This is a genomic window from Azospirillum cavernae, assembly GCF_003590795.1.
Classification (GTDB): Bacteria; Pseudomonadota; Alphaproteobacteria; order Azospirillales; family Azospirillaceae; genus Azospirillum; species Azospirillum cavernae.
Genome location: NZ_QYUL01000004.1, coordinates 363655 through 379512, shown reverse-complemented (window position 1 = coordinate 379512; position 15858 = coordinate 363655). Strand labels below are relative to the sequence as shown.

The window sequence follows — 15858 nt, the reverse complement described above, 5'->3', positions numbered from 1 at the left end:
TTATTCGGCGGCGGCGGCGCGCATCGGGTTGCGGGGGTCGTTGGGCCAGGTCATGGGGGGCAAGCCGTTTTCCTCCGGCTGCATGGTGATGCAATCGGGCACCGGGCAGACGTGGGAGCACAGGTTGCAGCCGACGCACTCCTCGTTGACCACGGTGAAGATCCGGCGGCCCTCCCCCTGGTCGATGCGGATCGCCTGATGCGAGGTGTCCTCGCACACAATGTGGCAGCGTCCGCAGTCGATGCACAAGGCCGGGTCGATCACCGCCTTGGTCGAGAAATTCATGTTCAGGTCGTTCCAGTTCACCACGTTGCGAACGGCCCGGCCCGACAGTTGATCGAGGTTGGCGTACCCCTTGTCGTCCATCCAGTTGGACAGGCCGCTGATCATATCCTCGACGATCTTAAAGCCGAAGGTCATGGCGGCGGTGCACACCTGCACGTTGGTCGCCCCCAGCGCCAGGAACTCCGCCGCGTCGCGCCAGTTGGTGACGCCGCCGATGCCCGACACCGGCAGCCCCGCCGTGTCCGGGTTGCGGGCGATTTCCGCCACCATGTTGAGCGCGATGGGCTTCACCGCCGGGCCGCAATAGCCGCCATGGCTGCCCTTGCCATCGACCACCGGCGTCGGGGCCATGGCGTCGAGATCGACCGCGACGATGGAGTTGACGGTGTTGATGAGCGACACCGCGTCGGCCCCGCCGCGCTTGGCCGCTTCCGCCGACCACAGGATGTTGGTGATGTTGGGCGTCAGCTTGACGATGACCGGCAGGTTGGTGGCGTTTTTGACCCAGCGCGTCACCTGCTCGACCATCTCCGGCACCTGGCCGATGGCCGATCCCATGCCGCGCTCGCACATGCCGTGCGGGCAGCCCAGGTTCAGTTCCAGCCCGTCCACCGCGCCCGTCGCGGCGATGCGGCGAGCCAGCCCGGCCCAGGCCTCTTCTTCGATCCGCGCCATCAGGGACACGACCATGGCGCGGTCGGGCCAGTCGCGCTTGACCTGGATGATCTCCTGGAGATTGACCTCCAACGGGCGGTCGGAAATCAGTTCGATGTTGTTCAGCCCGATCAGCTTGCGCTCGTTGTCGAGATGCGCGCCGTAGCGGCTGGACACGTTGACGACGGGCGGATCCTCGCCCAGCGTCTTCCAGACCACGCCGCCCCATCCGGCCTGAAAGGCGCGGACGACGTTGGTCAGCTTGTCGGTGGGCGGGGCGGACGCCAGCCAGAAGGGATTCGGCGAGCGGATGCCGGCGATGGTGCTGCGCAGATCGGCCATGGTTCGGCTCCCGTCTCAGGCGGTCAGGTGGCGGTGAATGGCCAGGGCGGCAAGCTTGCCGTCCTGCACGGACTGAACGGTCAGATCCTCGCCGCTGGCGACGCAATCGCCCCCGGCATAGACCGTGTCCAGGCTGGCGCGGTGGTCGTCGTCGATGACGATCTTGCCGCCCGCGATGGTCAGCCCGTCCAGCGCCTCGCGCGCCAGCGTCTGGCCCACCGCCTTCAGGATCATGGCGGCGGGCAGGCTGTAACGCTCGCCGGTGGAGACGAGTTTGCCATCCTCCAACCGGGTGCGCTCCAGGGTGATTCCCTGCGCGTCGATGGCGACCGGGGCGGCGAAGGTTTTCAGGACGACGCCGTTGGTTTGCGCCAACTCCTGCTCCCACGCCGTCGCGCCCATTTGGCCGCGCCCGCGTCGGTACACCAGCGTCACATCTTCCGCCCCTAGGCGCTTGGCCTGGATGGCGGCGTCGATGGCGGTGTTGCCGCCGCCGATGACCACGACGCTGCGGCCCACGGCCACCGGGGCGTCCGGGGTCGCCTGCCGCACCCGTTCGATGAAGGCGGTGGCGTTCTCCACGCCGTCGCGCTCCTCGCCGGGGATGTTCAGGAGGTTGTTGCCGCCCAGACCGACGCCGAGGAACACGGCGTCGAACTCGGCGCGCAGCGTTTCCAGCGACAGGTCGGCGCCCAGGCGGCGGCCATGCTCGATGGTGATTCCGCCGATCTCCAGGATGAAGGCGACCTCGCGCTGGGCGAAATCATCGGCCATCTTGTAGGGGGCGAGGCCATATTCGTTCAGGCCGCCGGATTTCGGCTTGGCCTCATACACCGTCACCTCATGGCCCAGCGTGGCGAGCCGGTGGGCGCAGGACAGACCGGCGGGACCGGCCCCGACCACGGCGACGCGCTTGCCGGTGCTGGCGGCGCGGGCGAAGGGGTGGGGGCCTTTGCGGGCGAACAGGTGGTCGGTGGCGTGGCGCTGCAACCGGCCGATGGCGACCGGGCGCTCCTCGGCGGTGTTGCGGACGCAGGCCTGTTCGCACAGGGTTTCCGTCGGGCAGACGCGGGCGCAGGTTCCGCCCATGATGTTGTCCGACAGGATCGTGGTGGCCGCGCCCTTCAGATTGCCGGTGGCGATGGAGCGGATGAAGGAGGGGATGTCGATCCCGGTCGGGCAGGCCCGCACACAGGCGGCGTCGTAACAGAACAGGCAGCGGTTGGATTCGGCAAGCGCCTGCACCGCCGTCAAAGGCGGCGTGAGATCGGCGTAGGGCGAAGCCGGAATGTCAGCGTTCAGGGTCATGGCGGATGGCTTCCCTTTGGTCGCTAAGCGGCGTGGCTTCCCGTTCATCAGCAACCGCCGTGCCAAGCAATTGCAAGGGCCGGAGGGTGGCGGAAAAGCTGACTACACGGTCAAGAACTGACGCCTTGGACAATCATGGCAGCCGCGCGAATTGCACGCAATACGGACTTTCTGCGCCTATTTGGTGGGCGTTGCCGTCCAAACAGGGCGAAATGCTCGCTGTGCGCCGCGTCAAATCCAGCCGCATCAAGGGATTGACCAGCGGCGCCCCTGCCTGATTTGGCGGCAGGGGGGTGTAAAAAAGCATGATTGTTGCGGGGAAGACCGCCGTCAGGCCGGGGTGGCGGTCAAGCGCTGCGCAAGAAAGAAGCGCAGCATGTCCTTGGCGACGTTCGGCCCTTGCGGGTCGGTGTAGGACCCGGCGGGATGGCCGCCGATCCAGGCGTGCCCGGCGCCGTGGATCATCCAACGCTCGCACAGGATTCGCCCGTTGGAGTCGGCGAACAGAGCGCGGCGGTAGGCGTGGCCGTCCGGTGCCTGCCCGTCTTTCTCGGTCGCGCCGTTCAATCCCGGAGCCGACGCGACGACGGCGCTAGCCAGCGCCTCGGCGTTGCGCGGGTTGACCACGCGGTCCTGATCGCCGTGAACGATGAAGGTGGGAACCGCGCGGCGAAGCGGCGCCGCCGCCTCCGCCCCCTGGCGCATGGCGAGGAGGGCGGAGGGCAGATCATGGGCGGCCCCGGCGGGCAAACCGGAATGCACGCCAACCGCCGCGTAGAGATCGGGGTAGACGGCTCCGAGAATGGCCGCCGCCGATCCGCCCGCCGACAGTCCGGCGACCCAAACGCGGCTTGGGTCAATCGGGTGATCGCGCAGAAGCGCGCGGGTGAGGTCGGCGATCAGCGCCGGTTCGCCCTGGTCGCGCGCTTGATCTTCGGGCCGGAACCAGTTCCAGCATTTTTGCGGGTTGGCCGACGCCGGTTGTTCCGGGTAGGCGACGAAAACGCCGTGCGCCTCGGCCAGCGCGTTCATGCCGGTTCCTGCGGCGAAATCATCCGCCGTCTGGGTGCAGCCGTGCAGCATCACCAGCAGCGGGCGGAGCGGCCCATCGCCCCGGTTGGCGGGCGTATAAAGCGCGTAGGCGCGCGTTCCCGTCGGACCGCTGTGCGACCGGGTGGCGAAGGACGCGCGCTCAGGCAAGGGGGCGGGCGGAACGCTGGGCGGGGAGAAGCGGCGCGCCAAGCGGCGCAGGGTGGCGCCCAGGCCCACGCGGGCCGCCTGGACCAGACGATGGGGAAATCGGTTCGGCATGGGACGGTGCGCTTTCTGGATCGGGAACGGTTACAGACTGGCTTAGAGCAGATCGCGTTAAATCGGGGTCGATTTAACGCGTGAATCTGCTCGATAAATCAAAGATTAGAGCGCCGCACTGTTTCAGATTTAGCGCGCGGCGCTCTAAACGGCGGGCGGCGTCAGCGACGCCTTCAGCGAGGCGCCCAGCCGCCGGAAGGTTTCCTTTCGCCCGGAGGTCCGCCGCCAGACCAGCGCGATGCGGCGGAAAGGCCGCTCGCCGTCCAGCGGGCGCACCACCAGATTGAGGCCGCGCAGGATGCCCGACTCGACTGCCATCTGCGGCAGCAAAGTCACCCCCAGCCCGTTGGCGACCATCTGCACCAGCGTGTGCAGGCTGGTGCCCTGGAACACCGTGTTGCGCGGGGCGCTGTCCAGCGCGCAGGCGGCCAGCGCGTGATCGCGCAGGCAATGCCCGTCTTCCAGCAGCAACAAATCCTCCATCGCCACGTCGATGGGGTGGGCGGTGGCCGAGGCGCACAGACGATGTTCGGGCAGGCAGACGAAGGAGAAATGATCCTCGGCGATGTCCAGCGTTTCGATGTCGCCCATCGGGTAGGGCAGGGCGAGCAGGGCGGCGTCCAACTCCCCGCTGTTCAGCCGGTCGAGCAGGCGGGCGGTTTGATCCTCGCGCAGATAGAGTTTCAGATTGGGGAAGCTCGTCCGCAGATCGGGCATGACGCGGGGAATCAGGAAGGGGCCGATGGTGGGAATCACCCCCAGATGCAGCGGCCCGGCCATCGGGTCGGCGGCGGCGCGGGTGATGTCCACCAGATCCTCCGCGTCCTTCAGCAGGCTGCGCGCCCGTTCGGCGATTTCGCGGCCAAGGGGCGTCGGCATCACCGTCCGCCGCGTGCGTTCCAGCAGCGGCGTGCCAAGCAGATCCTCAAGCTCCTGAATTCCGGCGCTCAAGGTGGATTGGCTGACCAGACAGGCGTCCGCCGCCTGTCCGAAATGGCATCGGTCAACCACGGCAACGAGATAGCGGAGCTGGCGCAGCGTCGGCAGGGGTTTCATGGGGGAATGATTGATCGGTTTTTCCGATCAATGCAATCGGTATTTTGTGTTTCTCTTGGTCAGCGATTTCCCCTATTCCTCTCCTGGTCAAGCAACCCCGGGGGAGACGCCGCACCGATCCTGACGAGCCGCCAAGACCGCCCGCCGCCAAGTCCGCTGAAACAGCGCGGATCGCCACGCGGGCGTCATCGGGGGCCGGGACAGCGCCGCTTCCCCACCCATAGTCACCCATCGGAGAGTTCTATGTCTTTGATCAACACCGAAATTAAGCCCTTCAAGGCGACCGCGTTCAAGTCCGGCAAGTTCATCGACGTCAGCGACGCCGACCTGAAGGGCAAATGGTCGGTCGTGTTCTTCTACCCCGCCGATTTCACCTTCGTCTGCCCGACCGAGCTTGAGGATCTGGCCGACAACTACGCCGCCTTCCAGAAGCTGGGCGTCGAGATCTACGCCGTGTCGACCGACACGCATTTCGCCCACAAGGCGTGGCACGACACCTCGCCCGCCATCGGCAAGATCGAATACACGATGGTCGGCGACCCGACCACCACCCTGTCCCGCAACTTCGGCGTTCTGATCGAAGAGGTCGGCCTCGCTGATCGCGGCACCTTCGTCGTCGATCCGGCCGGCAAGATCCAGATCGTCGAGATCACCGCCGGCGGCATCGGCCGCGACGCGGGCGAGCTGCTGCGCAAGGTCAAGGCCGCCCAGTATGTCGCCTCGCACCCCGGCGAAGTCTGCCCGGCCAAGTGGCAGGAAGGCGAGAAGACCCTCGCCCCCTCGCTCGACCTGGTTGGCAAGATCTAAGTTCGTCTGACGGGCGGACGGCCCTGGTTCCGAGCAACACCGGAACCAGGGCCGCTCCCCCCTTAAAAAATGCCGGGCCTTGCGCCCCGCCTGCGCTTTAAAATTTTCAAAATCCTCCCTGCCGGACCACCACCGACGCGCACTCGGTTCGTTCCGACGCCTTCACATTCGGGAACCATTGCCATGCTGGACGCCACTCTCAAAGGCCAACTGAAGGGCTATCTTGAGCGGATCACGCAGCCCGTCGAACTGGTTGCGTCGCTCGACGGCTCGCCGAAATCCCAGGAAATGCTGGGTCTGCTGGAGGACATCGCGTCCCTGTCGGACAAGATCACGCTGGTGCGCCGCGACGACGCGCGCACGCCCTCCTTCGCCATCGCCCGTGTTGGAACCGACATCGCCGTGCGGTTCGCCGGTCTGCCGATGGGCCATGAATTCAACTCGCTGGTGCTCGCCCTGTTGCAGGTCGGCGGCCACCCGTCCAAGGAATCCGCCGACCTGATCGAGCGGGTCAAGGATCTGGACGGCGATTACCAGTTCGAGACCTATTTCTCGCTGTCCTGCCAGAACTGCCCCGACGTGGTGCAGGCGCTCAATCTGATGAGCGTGCTCAACCCCCGGATCAAGCATGTCGCCATCGACGGCGCGCTGTTCCCGGCCGAGGTTGAGAGCCGCCAGATCATGGCCGTTCCGGCGATCTATCTGAACGGCGAGCCGTTCGGCCAGGGCCGCATGGGGCTGGAGCAGATCGTCGCCAAGCTCGACACCGGCGCGGCGGCCCGCGCCGCCGAGACGATCAAGGCCAAGGGCGCCTTTGACGTTCTGGTGATCGGCGGCGGCCCGGCGGGCGCGGCGTCGGCGGTCTACGCCGCCCGCAAGGGCATCCGCACCGGCGTGGCGGCGGAACGCTTTGGCGGTCAGGTGCTCGACACCATGGCCATTGAAAACTTCATCTCGGTCTCGCACACCGAAGGGCCGAAGCTGGCCACCGCCCTGGAGCAGCACGTCAAAGAGTATGACGTGGACATCATGAACCTGCAAACCGCTGAAGCGTTGATCCCGGCGGCGGTTCCCGGCGGCCTGATCGAAATCCGGCTGGCCAGCGGCGCCACGCTGAAATCCCGCACGGTGATCCTGTCCACCGGCGCCCGCTGGCGCTCGATGAACGTGCCGGGCGAGGCGGAATACCGCAACAAGGGCGTGGCCTATTGCCCGCACTGCGACGGCCCGCTGTTCAAGGGCAAGCGGGTGGCGGTGATCGGCGGCGGCAATTCGGGCGTCGAGGCGGCCATCGACCTCGCCGGTCTGGTGGCGCACGTCACCTTGATCGAGTTCGACAGCCAGTTGCGCGCCGACGCGGTGCTTCAGCGCAAGCTGAACAGCCTGCCCAACGTCAGCATCGTCACCTCGGGCCAAACCACCGAGGTGCATGGCGACGGGGCCAAGGTGACGGGCCTGTCCTACAAGGACCGCAACAGCGGCGATCTGCGCCGGGTCGATCTTGAAGGCATCTTCGTGCAGATCGGTCTGGTGCCGAACACCGAATGGCTGAAGGGTGCAGTCGCCCTGTCGCCGCGCGGCGAGATCGAGGTGGACGCCCGTGGCCAAACCTCCGTCCCCGGCGTGTTCGCCGCTGGCGACGCGACGACGACGCCGTTCAAGCAGATCATCATCGCCATGGGCGAGGGCGCGAAAGCGGCGCTGTCGGCCTTTGACTTCCTGATCCGCACCGTCCCGGCGGAGGAGGTCAGCCACCCGGTCGAAAGCGTCGCGGCGGAGTAAGCGCCTCATCACCGTGTGTTTGTCATCATGGTTCAGGGTCTGCCCAGGGGAAAGCCGGGGTGGACCCTGCGCGTTTTGGCGGGGCGTTTGCGGCGGCACGGCCAATCCGGTGAAAAAGCGGATAGACAGCGCCCTGTGGTTGCATTACCATTGTTGTCCGAAAATACAAAGGCGTTCAATTTGAGCGTTGTGCTTTAAATATTTTTCAAAAAGCCAGAATCGGTCACAGATAAGACCATATGGTTATGTGTTAGGTTGTGTTTGCGGCGGGTGAATTACTTTTATCCTATGACCTTTATCGGAGCGGTGTGGCCTCATCGGAATGAGAGGCCCGTCGAAATCTTTGTCGTGCCCATTTAGTCTTGCAGAACGACAGCCTGACCCGAAACGCGGTGGCGGAGGACGACGGATGCAGGATGAGGTTGAGCTTTCGCCGGAGGATGTTCGGCGGCTGCGCATCGAACAGGCGCTGCGCAAGAGCGAGGAACGGTTCCGGCAGGTCGTCGAATCCGCCCCCAACGCCATGGTCATGGTCAACAGCCGGGGGCTGATCGAAATGATCAACACCCAGGCGGAGCGGGTGTTCGGCTACGCCCGCAGCGAACTGTTGGGCCAGCCGGTCGAAATCCTGGTCCCGATCCGCTTCAGCGGCCACCACCCGACCTTGCGCGAGTCCTTTTTCGCCCACCCCCAATCACGCCCGATGGGGGCCGGACGGGATTTGCACGCTCTGCGCAAGGACGGCAGCGAGTTTCCGGTCGAAATCGGCTTGAACCCGATTGAGACCGAGGAAGGAACCATGGTGCTGTCGGCCATCGTCGACATTTCCGACCGCAAGCAAAAAGAAGAAAAAATCCAGCAGGCGCTGAAGGAAAAAGACGTTCTTCTCGCCGAGATCCATCATCGGGTGAAGAACAACCTGCAAATCATCGACAGCCTGCTCGATCTGCAATCCGCGCGGATCGACGACGCGCAAGTGTTGGGGATGCTGCGCGACAGCCAGACGCGCATCCGCTCGATGGCGCTGATTCATCAAACGCTTTACCAGTCGAAAGACTTCGCGCGGGTCGATTTCGCCAATTTCCTGGATTCTTTGGCCCCGACCCTCATCGCGTCGTACGGGGTCGATCCGTCGCGCATCGCCTTGGCGGTCCACACCATCGGCGTCCATTTGCCGATCAGCGCCGCCATTCCCTGCGGCCTGATTGTGAACGAGCTGATTTCCAACGCGATCAAGCATGGCTTTCCCAACGGGCGCGGCGGGGAGATCGCCGTCCGGCTGGTCAATGAAACGCCGACCGAGGTGTCCCTGTCGGTCAGCGACGACGGCGTCGGTCTGCCCGCCGACGTCGATCCGGGCGTGTCCGGCACCCTTGGTCTGCAACTGGTCAGCCTGTTGACCGAACAGTTGGGCGGCGTCCTGTCGATCCAAAAGGCGAACCCCACCTGTTTTTCCTTGCGCTTTCCCATCGCCAAACAAACGGAGTCGCCGCATGACACAGGCCCGCGTGCTGGTGGTCGAGGATGAACGCATCGTCGCCCTGCATCTTCAGCAACGGCTGAAAACCCTGGGATACGATCTCGCGTCTCCGGCGGCCTCGGGCGTGCAGGCGCTGGAACGCGTCCGCAACGAGCGGCCCGACATCGTGCTGATGGACATCCACATCGAAGGCTCGATGGACGGGATCGAAACGGCGTCGGAAATCCACAAGGAATTCCACACCCCGATCATCTATCTGACCGCCTATTCCGAAGCGGCGACGCTGGAGCGGGCGCGCGGCACCAAGCCCTATGGCTATCTCGTCAAGCCGTTCAGCGAACGTGAGTTGCACGCGACGATCCAGATGGCGCTGGAGCGCGGCGCCGCCGACGCGGCGATCCGCGAGAGCGAAGAGCGGCTGCATCTGGCGATGGAAGCGGCGGACATGGCGTCGTGGGAGTTGGACGTGTCCACCCGCACGGTGCTGCATGTCGGCAAGGCCCAACGCCTGTTCGGTCATGCGCACGAGGCGTTTTCCGGGTCGTGGGACCGTTTTTTGGAGCAGGTGCACGCGGAGGACCGGGACCTCGTCAACCGGGCGTTCGAACGGACGGTCGATGGCCAGGGCTTGGGGGTGATCGAATTCCGCAGCGTCCATCCCGACGGCAGCGTCCATTGGCTGAAGGTGCAGGGCCGGGTTTTCACCACCGACATTGGCAAGAAAAAACGGCTGATCGGCGTGATCCAGGACGTCACCGCGCGCCGAAACACCGAAACGCAATTGCGCCAGGCGGCCACCGTGTTCGAGGCGACGCAGGAGGGAATCCTGATCCTGGATCGCGAGTTCGCCACCCTGGATTCCAACCGTGGCTATTGCGCGATCACCGGCTATGAGCGGGAGGAGGTGATCGGGCGCGCCGCGCATCTGCTGTCGCCGCCCAATCTGTCCGCCGCCGACTGGCGGATCGCGCAAGACACGCTGGCCGCCAACCGGCAATGGCACGGCGAAATCCGGGGCCATCGGCGCAACGGCGAGGCGTTGCCCATGCTGGCGAACATTGCGGCGGTCGCCGACCGTCACGGGCAGGTGTCGCACTATGTCGCGCTGTTCTCCGATCTGCGGGCGATCCGTCAGGCGCAGGACAAGTTTCAGCATCTGGCCCATTTCGATCCGCTGACCGACCTGCCCAACCGGCTGTTGGCGATGGACCGGCTGGAGCACGCCATGCAGGCGGCGGACCGCGCCCAGGGCAAGGTTGGCCTGCTGTTCGTCGATCTCGACCATTTCAAACGGATCAACGACACGTTGGGGCACAGCGTCGGCGACGATCTGTTGCGCACGGTGGCCAAGGCGTTGCGCCTTGCCGTGCGCGCCGAAGACACCGTGGCCCGGTTGGGCGGCGACGAATTCATGGTCATCGTGGATCGGGTCGAGCAGCCCGAAGCGATGGCGGAGTTGGCGGATCGCGTCATCGCCGCGCTGTCCCACCCGGTCACGCTGTCCGGGATGGAGTTCGCCATCTCCGCCAGCGTCGGCATCAGCCTGTTTCCCGAGGATGGAACCACGCAAGAGGATCTGATCCGCGCCGCCGACACCGCCATGTACGCCGCCAAGGACGCCGGACGAAGCGGCTTTTCCTTTTACCGCAAGGAGATGACCGAACGGGCCGCCCTTTATTTGGAGCGTGACCGCGACCTGCGGCGCGGCTTTGAAAAGGACGAGTTGCGGCTCCACTACCAGCCGCAAGTCGATCTGGCCACCGGCGCCATTGTGGGGGTGGAGGCGTTGATCCGCTGGCAACACCCGATCCATGGGCTGCGCGGGGCCGACGACGTGGTGCCGGTCGCCGAAAAAAGCCGCCTGATCGTCGGCATCGGCGATTGGGTGCTGCGCGAAGCCTGTTGGCAGGCGCGGGCGTGGCGGGACGCCGGTTTGCCGCCGTTGCGCATGGCCGTCAACGTCTCCGCCCGCCAGATGGATCCCGACCGTTTGCCGGGAGTCGTCCGTCAGATTTTGGTGGTCACGGGCCTTGATCCGGCGTCGCTGGAAATCGAGATCACCGAAAGCACCTTGCAGAACGACGAACGCTGCGTCGCCACCCTGCGCGCGCTGAAAGAGCTGGGGGTGTCGCTGGCCATCGATGATTTCGGCACCGGCTATTCCTGTATGGGGTCGTTGAAATCCCTGCCCATCGACCGCATCAAGATCGACCGCAGCTTTGTTCAGGACATCCCCCACGACCGAAACGACGAGGCCATCGCCGAGGCGATCATCGCCATGGCCCACCGGCTGAACCTGATCGCCATCGCCGAAGGAATCGAAACCGAGGATCAAAAGGCCTTCTTGCGGGCGCAGGGCTGCGAAGAAGGTCAGGGCTATCTGTACGCCCGCCCGCTGACCGCCGACGCGGTCGCCGCGCTGCTGCGGGAACAGCAGCAGCGCGGCGACGTCCCGCGCGGCGAAGAACGGGGGGAACAGGGAGCGGACGACGCTCAGGGCTGACGGGCGCGCGTCACATCATGCCGAGGCTGCGCGGCAGCCACAGGGACAGGATCGGCATGTAGGTGACGGCGACCAGAAAGGCCAGCATGGTCAACAGCCACGGCCACACCGCCACGGTCAATTCGGTGATGCCCATCTTGGTGATGCCGCTGGCGACGTAGAGATTCAGGCCGACCGGCGGGTGGCACATCCCGACCTCCATGTTCACCACCATAATGATGCCGAAATGCACCGGGTCGATGCCCAGGCGCAGGGCGACCGGCACCAGGATCGGCGCCATGATGAGGACGATGGAGGACGGCTCCATGAAATTGCCCGCCATCAGCAGCAGGATGTTCGTCACCAGCAGGAAGGCGACGACGCCCAAGCCCTGCCCGGTGATCCAATCGGCGATCGCCTGCGGGATGTTTTCCGAGGTCAGCACGAAGGAGAACAGCACCGCGTTGGTGATGATGTAGAGCAGCATCGCCGACATGCTGGCCGACGACAGCAGCACCTTCGGCACGCCCGCCAGCGGCATGTCCTTGTAGACGAACACGGCGATGACGAAGGCGTAGACGGCGCTCATCGCCGCCGCTTCGGTCGGGGTGAAGGCCCCGCTGTAGATGCCGCCGATGACGACGACGATCAACAGCAGGCCCCACACCGCTTCGCGGAAGCTGCTCAGGCGCTGGCCCAGGCTGGCTTTCGGCAGGCGGGGGTAGTTGTTTTTGCGGGCGCGGTGCCAGGTGGTCAGACCCAGCAGGAAGGCCAAAATCAGACCGGGAATCACCCCCGCCATGAAGAGTTGGCCGATGGACGCCGATTTGGGATTTCCGGAAGTCGCCACCGCGTACATCACCATGCAGATCGACGGCGGAATCAGGATGCCCAGCGCCCCCGCCGTGGTGATGACGCCCGCCCCGAACTGGCGGGGAAAGCCCTGCTGCACCATCGCGGGCAGAATGACCGAGCCGATGGCGACCACGGTGGCCGGGCTGGATCCCGACACCGCCGCGAACAGCGCGCAGCCCATGACGCCCGCCAACCCCAACCCGCCGTGCCAATGGCCGACCATCGACGTGGCGAAATTGATCATCCGGCGGGCGACGCCGCCATGGGTCAGGAAATTGCCCGCCAGGATGAAGAAGGGGATCGCCATGATCTCGAACTTCTCAATCCCGGTGAACAGCTTCAACGCCACCGCGCTGATCGGCACGTCGGTCATGGTGAAGAGAAAGGTCAGAACGGTCAGGCCGAGCGAAATGGAAATCGGCATGCCGGTCAGCATCAGGACCAGCAGCAGGCCAAAAATAATGGCGGCGCTCATCGGGCCGTCTCCTCAGTTCGCGGCGCGTCGGCGCGGTTCAGGTCATGCGGGTGCAGATTGTCGTCCAGCGCGTACCAGTTGATGTCGGCGGACGCGGCGGCTTCTTCCTCCAGCCCATCGACATGGCCGTGGTCATGGTGGGGCAAGCTTCCCGTCCGCAGAAAGGCGACGCAGACCTGAAGAAAGCGGAAGCCCATCAAATAGGATCCGCAGGGAATCGCCAGATAGACCAGCCACATCGGCATTTCCAGATCGGCGGAAACCTGATCGGTGTGCGCCATGTGCCAGACGAAGCTGGCCCCCAGCGTGCCGACGATCCCGGTGAACAGCGCGCCCGCCAGCAGCCCCAGCACGATGAAGCGGGCGCGCCACGGCCCGTTCAGCCGGTTGATGAGGACGTCGACGCCGACATGGATGCCGGTGCGCACGCCATACGCGGCGCCGAATTTGGCCATCCAGACGAACATGTAAATGCAGAGTTCCTGCGCCCAGGTGAAATCAAAACGCAGCAGCGCGTCTTGCAAAACGGGAACGCCGACGAGATAGCGGTGAACCACCGCCACAAAAATGACGAGCGTCGCCGCCGCCATGAGGGTGGAGATGATCCACTCCTCCAGCGCATCGAGAAAAGTCATGGCGCCTTGTGTCCTTATATGCCGGGGGGAGCGGGGAGGCTCGCCGCCTCGCCGCCCTCGCCCCGTCGCCGCGCGGCGGGTTACTGGCTGCGTTCGGCGGTCAGGTCGCGGTTCACCGCCGCGACCAGTTCGGTCAGGCCAAGCTGTTGGGCCATCTTGGTCTGCACCGGCGTCAACGCCTTGATCCAGGCTTGTTTTTCGTCCGGCGTCGGGGTGTGGACGGCGGACTTGCCGGAATTGCGGATGGCGTCGATGGTCTTGCGCTCATCCTCTTCGGCCAGTTGGTCGTTGATCCGCGTGGCGTCCTTCAGCGCGCCGTCCAGCGTGCTGCGGATGTCGGCGGGCAAGCCGTCCCAAAAGGGCTTGTTCACCACGACGACGTAGGCGCTGAAGCTGTGGTCGGTCAGGGCGACGTGCTTTTGCACCTCATGCTGTTTTTGGGTGTAGAGGTTGGACAGCGGCCCGTCCGTGCCATCGACGACGCCGGTGTCGAGCGCCTGATACACCTCCGACAGCACCAGCGTTTGCGGCAGCCCGCCCAGCGCCTTGATGGTTTCGGCGTTCACCTTGGACGAGTTGATGCGGATCTTCAGGCCGCGCGCGTCGGTCGGCAGGCGCAGCGGGGTGTTGGCGCTAATCGCGCGGAACCCGTTGTCCCAAAAGGCCATCCCGACCATGCCCTTGCTCTCCAGCTTGCGCAGCAGGGCGGCGCCGATCGGCCCGTTCGTCACCTTGTGGACGGTGGCGCGGTCGGGGAACAGATAGGGCAGATCGAAGGCTTGATACTCCTTCAGCCCGATGGGGCCGAATTTGCTGGCGGTCGGGGCCAGCATCTGCACGGCGCCCAGTTGCAGCGCCTCCAACTCCTCCTTGTCCTTGTAAAGTTGGCTGTTGGGGTACAGCTCGACCACCACCTTGCCGCCGGTGCGCTCCTCGGCGAATTTCTTGAACTGGGCCGCCGCGATTCCCTTGGGGGTGTCGGGGGCGACGACGTGGCTGAATTTGATGATGATGGGCTTGTCAGCCAGGGCAGGCCCGGCGACAGAGACGGTGGCGAGCAGGGCGCTGGACGCCAGCAGCAGGGCGGCGAGGGTGCGATTCATGGTGGTTTCCTCCGACAGGCCGGCGCCGCGCGATGGCATGGCGGTTCCGGCTGAATTTTCTGGGATTTTTGGGGAGCGTTCGCGCCGTCGCGGCGCGGTCAACTGGCCAGGGCGAACGGGTGGGGCGCCGCCTCGGGACGGGCGAAAACCGATCCTTCAAACAGACGCCGGGCGGTGCGTTGAACCGCCGCCAAGGGGGCTTGTCGGTTCGCCGACGGCTCCAGACGGACGGTGAGGCGCCCGGACGGGTGTTCCAACGCCACGTCGGCGGGCAGCGTCTGCGGCCCGACCATCGCCGCCGCCAGCGTGCCGGGGGTGGCGCAGGCGGTGGCGACGGCGACCGCGCCGGTGATCGCCAACGCCTTGTGGCAGTCGTGCGGCATGAAATAGCGCACCGCCAGCGTGCCGCCGCGCGTGGCCGGGGCCAGCAGGACGGGTTTGGGAATGACCAGATCGGCGGCGTTGGCGAAGCCCATCCGCCGCCCGGCCTCCAGCCGCAGCGCCTCCAGCCGGTTCATGAACACGCGGTCGAGGCGGTAGCTGTCGGGCGATTCAGCCCCCGTTTTGCCGAGATCGGCGGCGCGGACCATCATCACCGGAATGGCGGCGTCCAGGCAGGACACGGCGATTCCGTCAATCTCCTCCAGCGCCGACCCGGTCGGCAGCAGCCGCCCGGTGTTGGCCCCCGCCGCGTCGAGAAAGGACAGATGGATGGGGGCGGCCGTTCCGGGCACGCCGTCGATGGTCGCGTCGCCCTCGTAGGTGACGTGGCCGCCGGGGGTCTGGACCCGCGCCTCGATCAATTTGCGGGTGTTGACGTTGTGGATGCGCAGCACGGTCACGCCGTCCGACGCGGCCACCAGACCGGCTTCGATGGCGAAGGGGCCGACCGCCGCCAGCATGTTTCCGCAATTGGGCGAGGTGTCCACCACCCGTTCGCGCACCTTGACCTGGGCGAACAGATAATCGACGTCGGCCCCGGCGACGCTGGGGGGACCGATGATCGCCACCTTGCTGGTCAGCGGGTTGCCGCCGCCGATGCCGTCGATTTCCAGATCATGCCCCGCCCCCATCACCGACAACAGCAGCGCGTCGCGCGCCGCCGGATCGGCGGGAAGGTCGGAGGCGAGAAAGAAGGGGCCACGGGAGGTGCCGCCGCGCATCATAACGCAGGGGATTCGGATCTGATCGTTCATGGGAATGCCTGGAGTCCATCCGATGACGGGGTGCCGTGGCCACGGTCGATGGGCCGACTATCGGCCTTGCCCGCATTTCTGTGAAAT

12 protein-coding genes are annotated in these 15858 nt (G+C 65.6%); 4 read left to right on the top strand and 8 right to left on the bottom strand.

Annotation, left to right across the window (positions count from 1 at the left end):
• The 4 genes from preA to D3877_RS24860 form a co-directional block, all read right to left on the bottom strand.
• Entirely contained in the window at positions 1 to 1281 is a 1281-nt protein-coding gene (gene preA / locus D3877_RS24875) for an NAD-dependent dihydropyrimidine dehydrogenase subunit PreA (RefSeq protein WP_119833476.1), read from the bottom strand.
• A gap of 15 nt (positions 1282 to 1296) precedes the next feature.
• Positions 1297 to 2589, bottom strand: a complete 1293-nt coding sequence (locus tag D3877_RS24870) for an NAD(P)-dependent oxidoreductase (RefSeq protein WP_119833475.1) — start codon at positions 2587 to 2589, stop codon at positions 1297 to 1299.
• Positions 2590 to 2919: 330 nt separating this feature from the next.
• Positions 2920 to 3900, bottom strand: coding sequence for an extracellular catalytic domain type 1 short-chain-length polyhydroxyalkanoate depolymerase (locus D3877_RS24865; RefSeq protein WP_119833474.1), 981 nt, complete (start codon positions 3898 to 3900; stop codon positions 2920 to 2922).
• 144 nt (positions 3901 to 4044) lie between these two features.
• Positions 4045 to 4956 (bottom strand): hydrogen peroxide-inducible genes activator, encoded by a 912-nt coding sequence (locus D3877_RS24860; protein WP_119833473.1) that lies wholly within the window; start codon positions 4954 to 4956, stop codon positions 4045 to 4047.
• A gap of 243 nt (positions 4957 to 5199) precedes the next feature.
• On the opposite strand from D3877_RS24860, the gene ahpC reads away from it, so the two are divergent.
• The 4 genes from ahpC (at position 5200) to D3877_RS24840 (ending at position 11528) form a co-directional block, all read left to right on the top strand.
• Positions 5200 to 5763 carry an alkyl hydroperoxide reductase subunit C gene (ahpC, locus tag D3877_RS24855; RefSeq protein WP_119833472.1) on the top strand — a complete coding sequence of 188 codons (564 nt, stop codon included), beginning with the start codon at positions 5200 to 5202 and terminating at the stop codon, positions 5761 to 5763.
• Positions 5764 to 5946: 183 nt separating this feature from the next.
• The gene (ahpF, locus tag D3877_RS24850; protein ID WP_119833471.1) at positions 5947 to 7545 is read left to right on the top strand and encodes an alkyl hydroperoxide reductase subunit F; all 1599 of its coding nucleotides are present in this window, start codon (positions 5947 to 5949) and stop codon (positions 7543 to 7545) included.
• A 409-nt stretch (positions 7546 to 7954) separates the two neighbouring features.
• The gene (locus tag D3877_RS24845) at positions 7955 to 9073 is read left to right on the top strand and encodes a sensor histidine kinase (RefSeq protein WP_119833470.1); all 1119 of its coding nucleotides are present in this window, start codon (positions 7955 to 7957) and stop codon (positions 9071 to 9073) included.
• A complete protein-coding gene (locus tag D3877_RS24840; protein ID WP_119833469.1) occupies positions 9039 to 11528 on the top strand; it encodes a two-component system response regulator in 2490 nt (829 codons plus the stop codon). Before D3877_RS24845 ends, D3877_RS24840 begins: the two co-directional genes overlap by 35 nt.
• A gap of 10 nt (positions 11529 to 11538) precedes the next feature.
• Here the strand turns inward: D3877_RS24840 and D3877_RS24835 are convergent, their stop codons facing one another.
• The 4 genes from D3877_RS24835 to D3877_RS24820 all read right to left on the bottom strand — a co-directional run bounded on the left by D3877_RS24835 (position 11539) and on the right by D3877_RS24820 (position 15771).
• Entirely contained in the window at positions 11539 to 12837 is a 1299-nt protein-coding gene (locus D3877_RS24835) for a TRAP transporter large permease (protein WP_119833468.1), read from the bottom strand.
• Complete coding sequence (locus tag D3877_RS24830) at positions 12834 to 13472, bottom strand: TRAP transporter small permease (RefSeq protein WP_119833467.1); 639 nt, start codon at positions 13470 to 13472, stop codon at positions 12834 to 12836. Before D3877_RS24830 ends, D3877_RS24835 begins: the two co-directional genes overlap by 4 nt.
• 80 nt (positions 13473 to 13552) lie before the next feature.
• On the bottom strand, positions 13553 to 14575 hold the full coding sequence (locus D3877_RS24825; protein ID WP_119833633.1) for a DctP family TRAP transporter solute-binding subunit: 1023 nt from the start codon (positions 14573 to 14575) through the stop codon (positions 13553 to 13555).
• A gap of 98 nt (positions 14576 to 14673) precedes the next feature.
• Positions 14674 to 15771, bottom strand: coding sequence for a 4-oxalomesaconate tautomerase (locus D3877_RS24820; RefSeq protein WP_119833466.1), 1098 nt, complete (start codon positions 15769 to 15771; stop codon positions 14674 to 14676).
• Positions 15772 to 15858: the final 87 nt, after the last annotated feature.

Coding starts and splice junctions, on each gene's coding strand:
- D3877_RS24865 (WP_119833474.1), bottom strand. CDS start 3,900: ATGCCGAACCGATTTCCCCATCGTCTGGTCCAGGCGGCCCGCGTGGGC.
- D3877_RS24820 (WP_119833466.1), bottom strand. CDS start 15,771: ATGAACGATCAGATCCGAATCCCCTGCGTTATGATGCGCGGCGGCACC.
- ahpF (WP_119833471.1), top strand. CDS start 5,947: ATGCTGGACGCCACTCTCAAAGGCCAACTGAAGGGCTATCTTGAGCGG.
- D3877_RS24830 (WP_119833467.1), bottom strand. CDS start 13,472: ATGACTTTTCTCGATGCGCTGGAGGAGTGGATCATCTCCACCCTCATG.
- D3877_RS24825 (WP_119833633.1), bottom strand. CDS start 14,575: ATGAATCGCACCCTCGCCGCCCTGCTGCTGGCGTCCAGCGCCCTGCTC.
- D3877_RS24870 (WP_119833475.1), bottom strand. CDS start 2,589: ATGACCCTGAACGCTGACATTCCGGCTTCGCCCTACGCCGATCTCACG.
- preA (WP_119833476.1), bottom strand. CDS start 1,281: ATGGCCGATCTGCGCAGCACCATCGCCGGCATCCGCTCGCCGAATCCC.
- D3877_RS24860 (WP_119833473.1), bottom strand. CDS start 4,956: ATGAAACCCCTGCCGACGCTGCGCCAGCTCCGCTATCTCGTTGCCGTG.
- D3877_RS24835 (WP_119833468.1), bottom strand. CDS start 12,837: ATGAGCGCCGCCATTATTTTTGGCCTGCTGCTGGTCCTGATGCTGACC.
- ahpC (WP_119833472.1), top strand. CDS start 5,200: ATGTCTTTGATCAACACCGAAATTAAGCCCTTCAAGGCGACCGCGTTC.
- D3877_RS24840 (WP_119833469.1), top strand. CDS start 9,039: ATGACACAGGCCCGCGTGCTGGTGGTCGAGGATGAACGCATCGTCGCC.
- D3877_RS24845 (WP_119833470.1), top strand. CDS start 7,955: ATGCAGGATGAGGTTGAGCTTTCGCCGGAGGATGTTCGGCGGCTGCGC.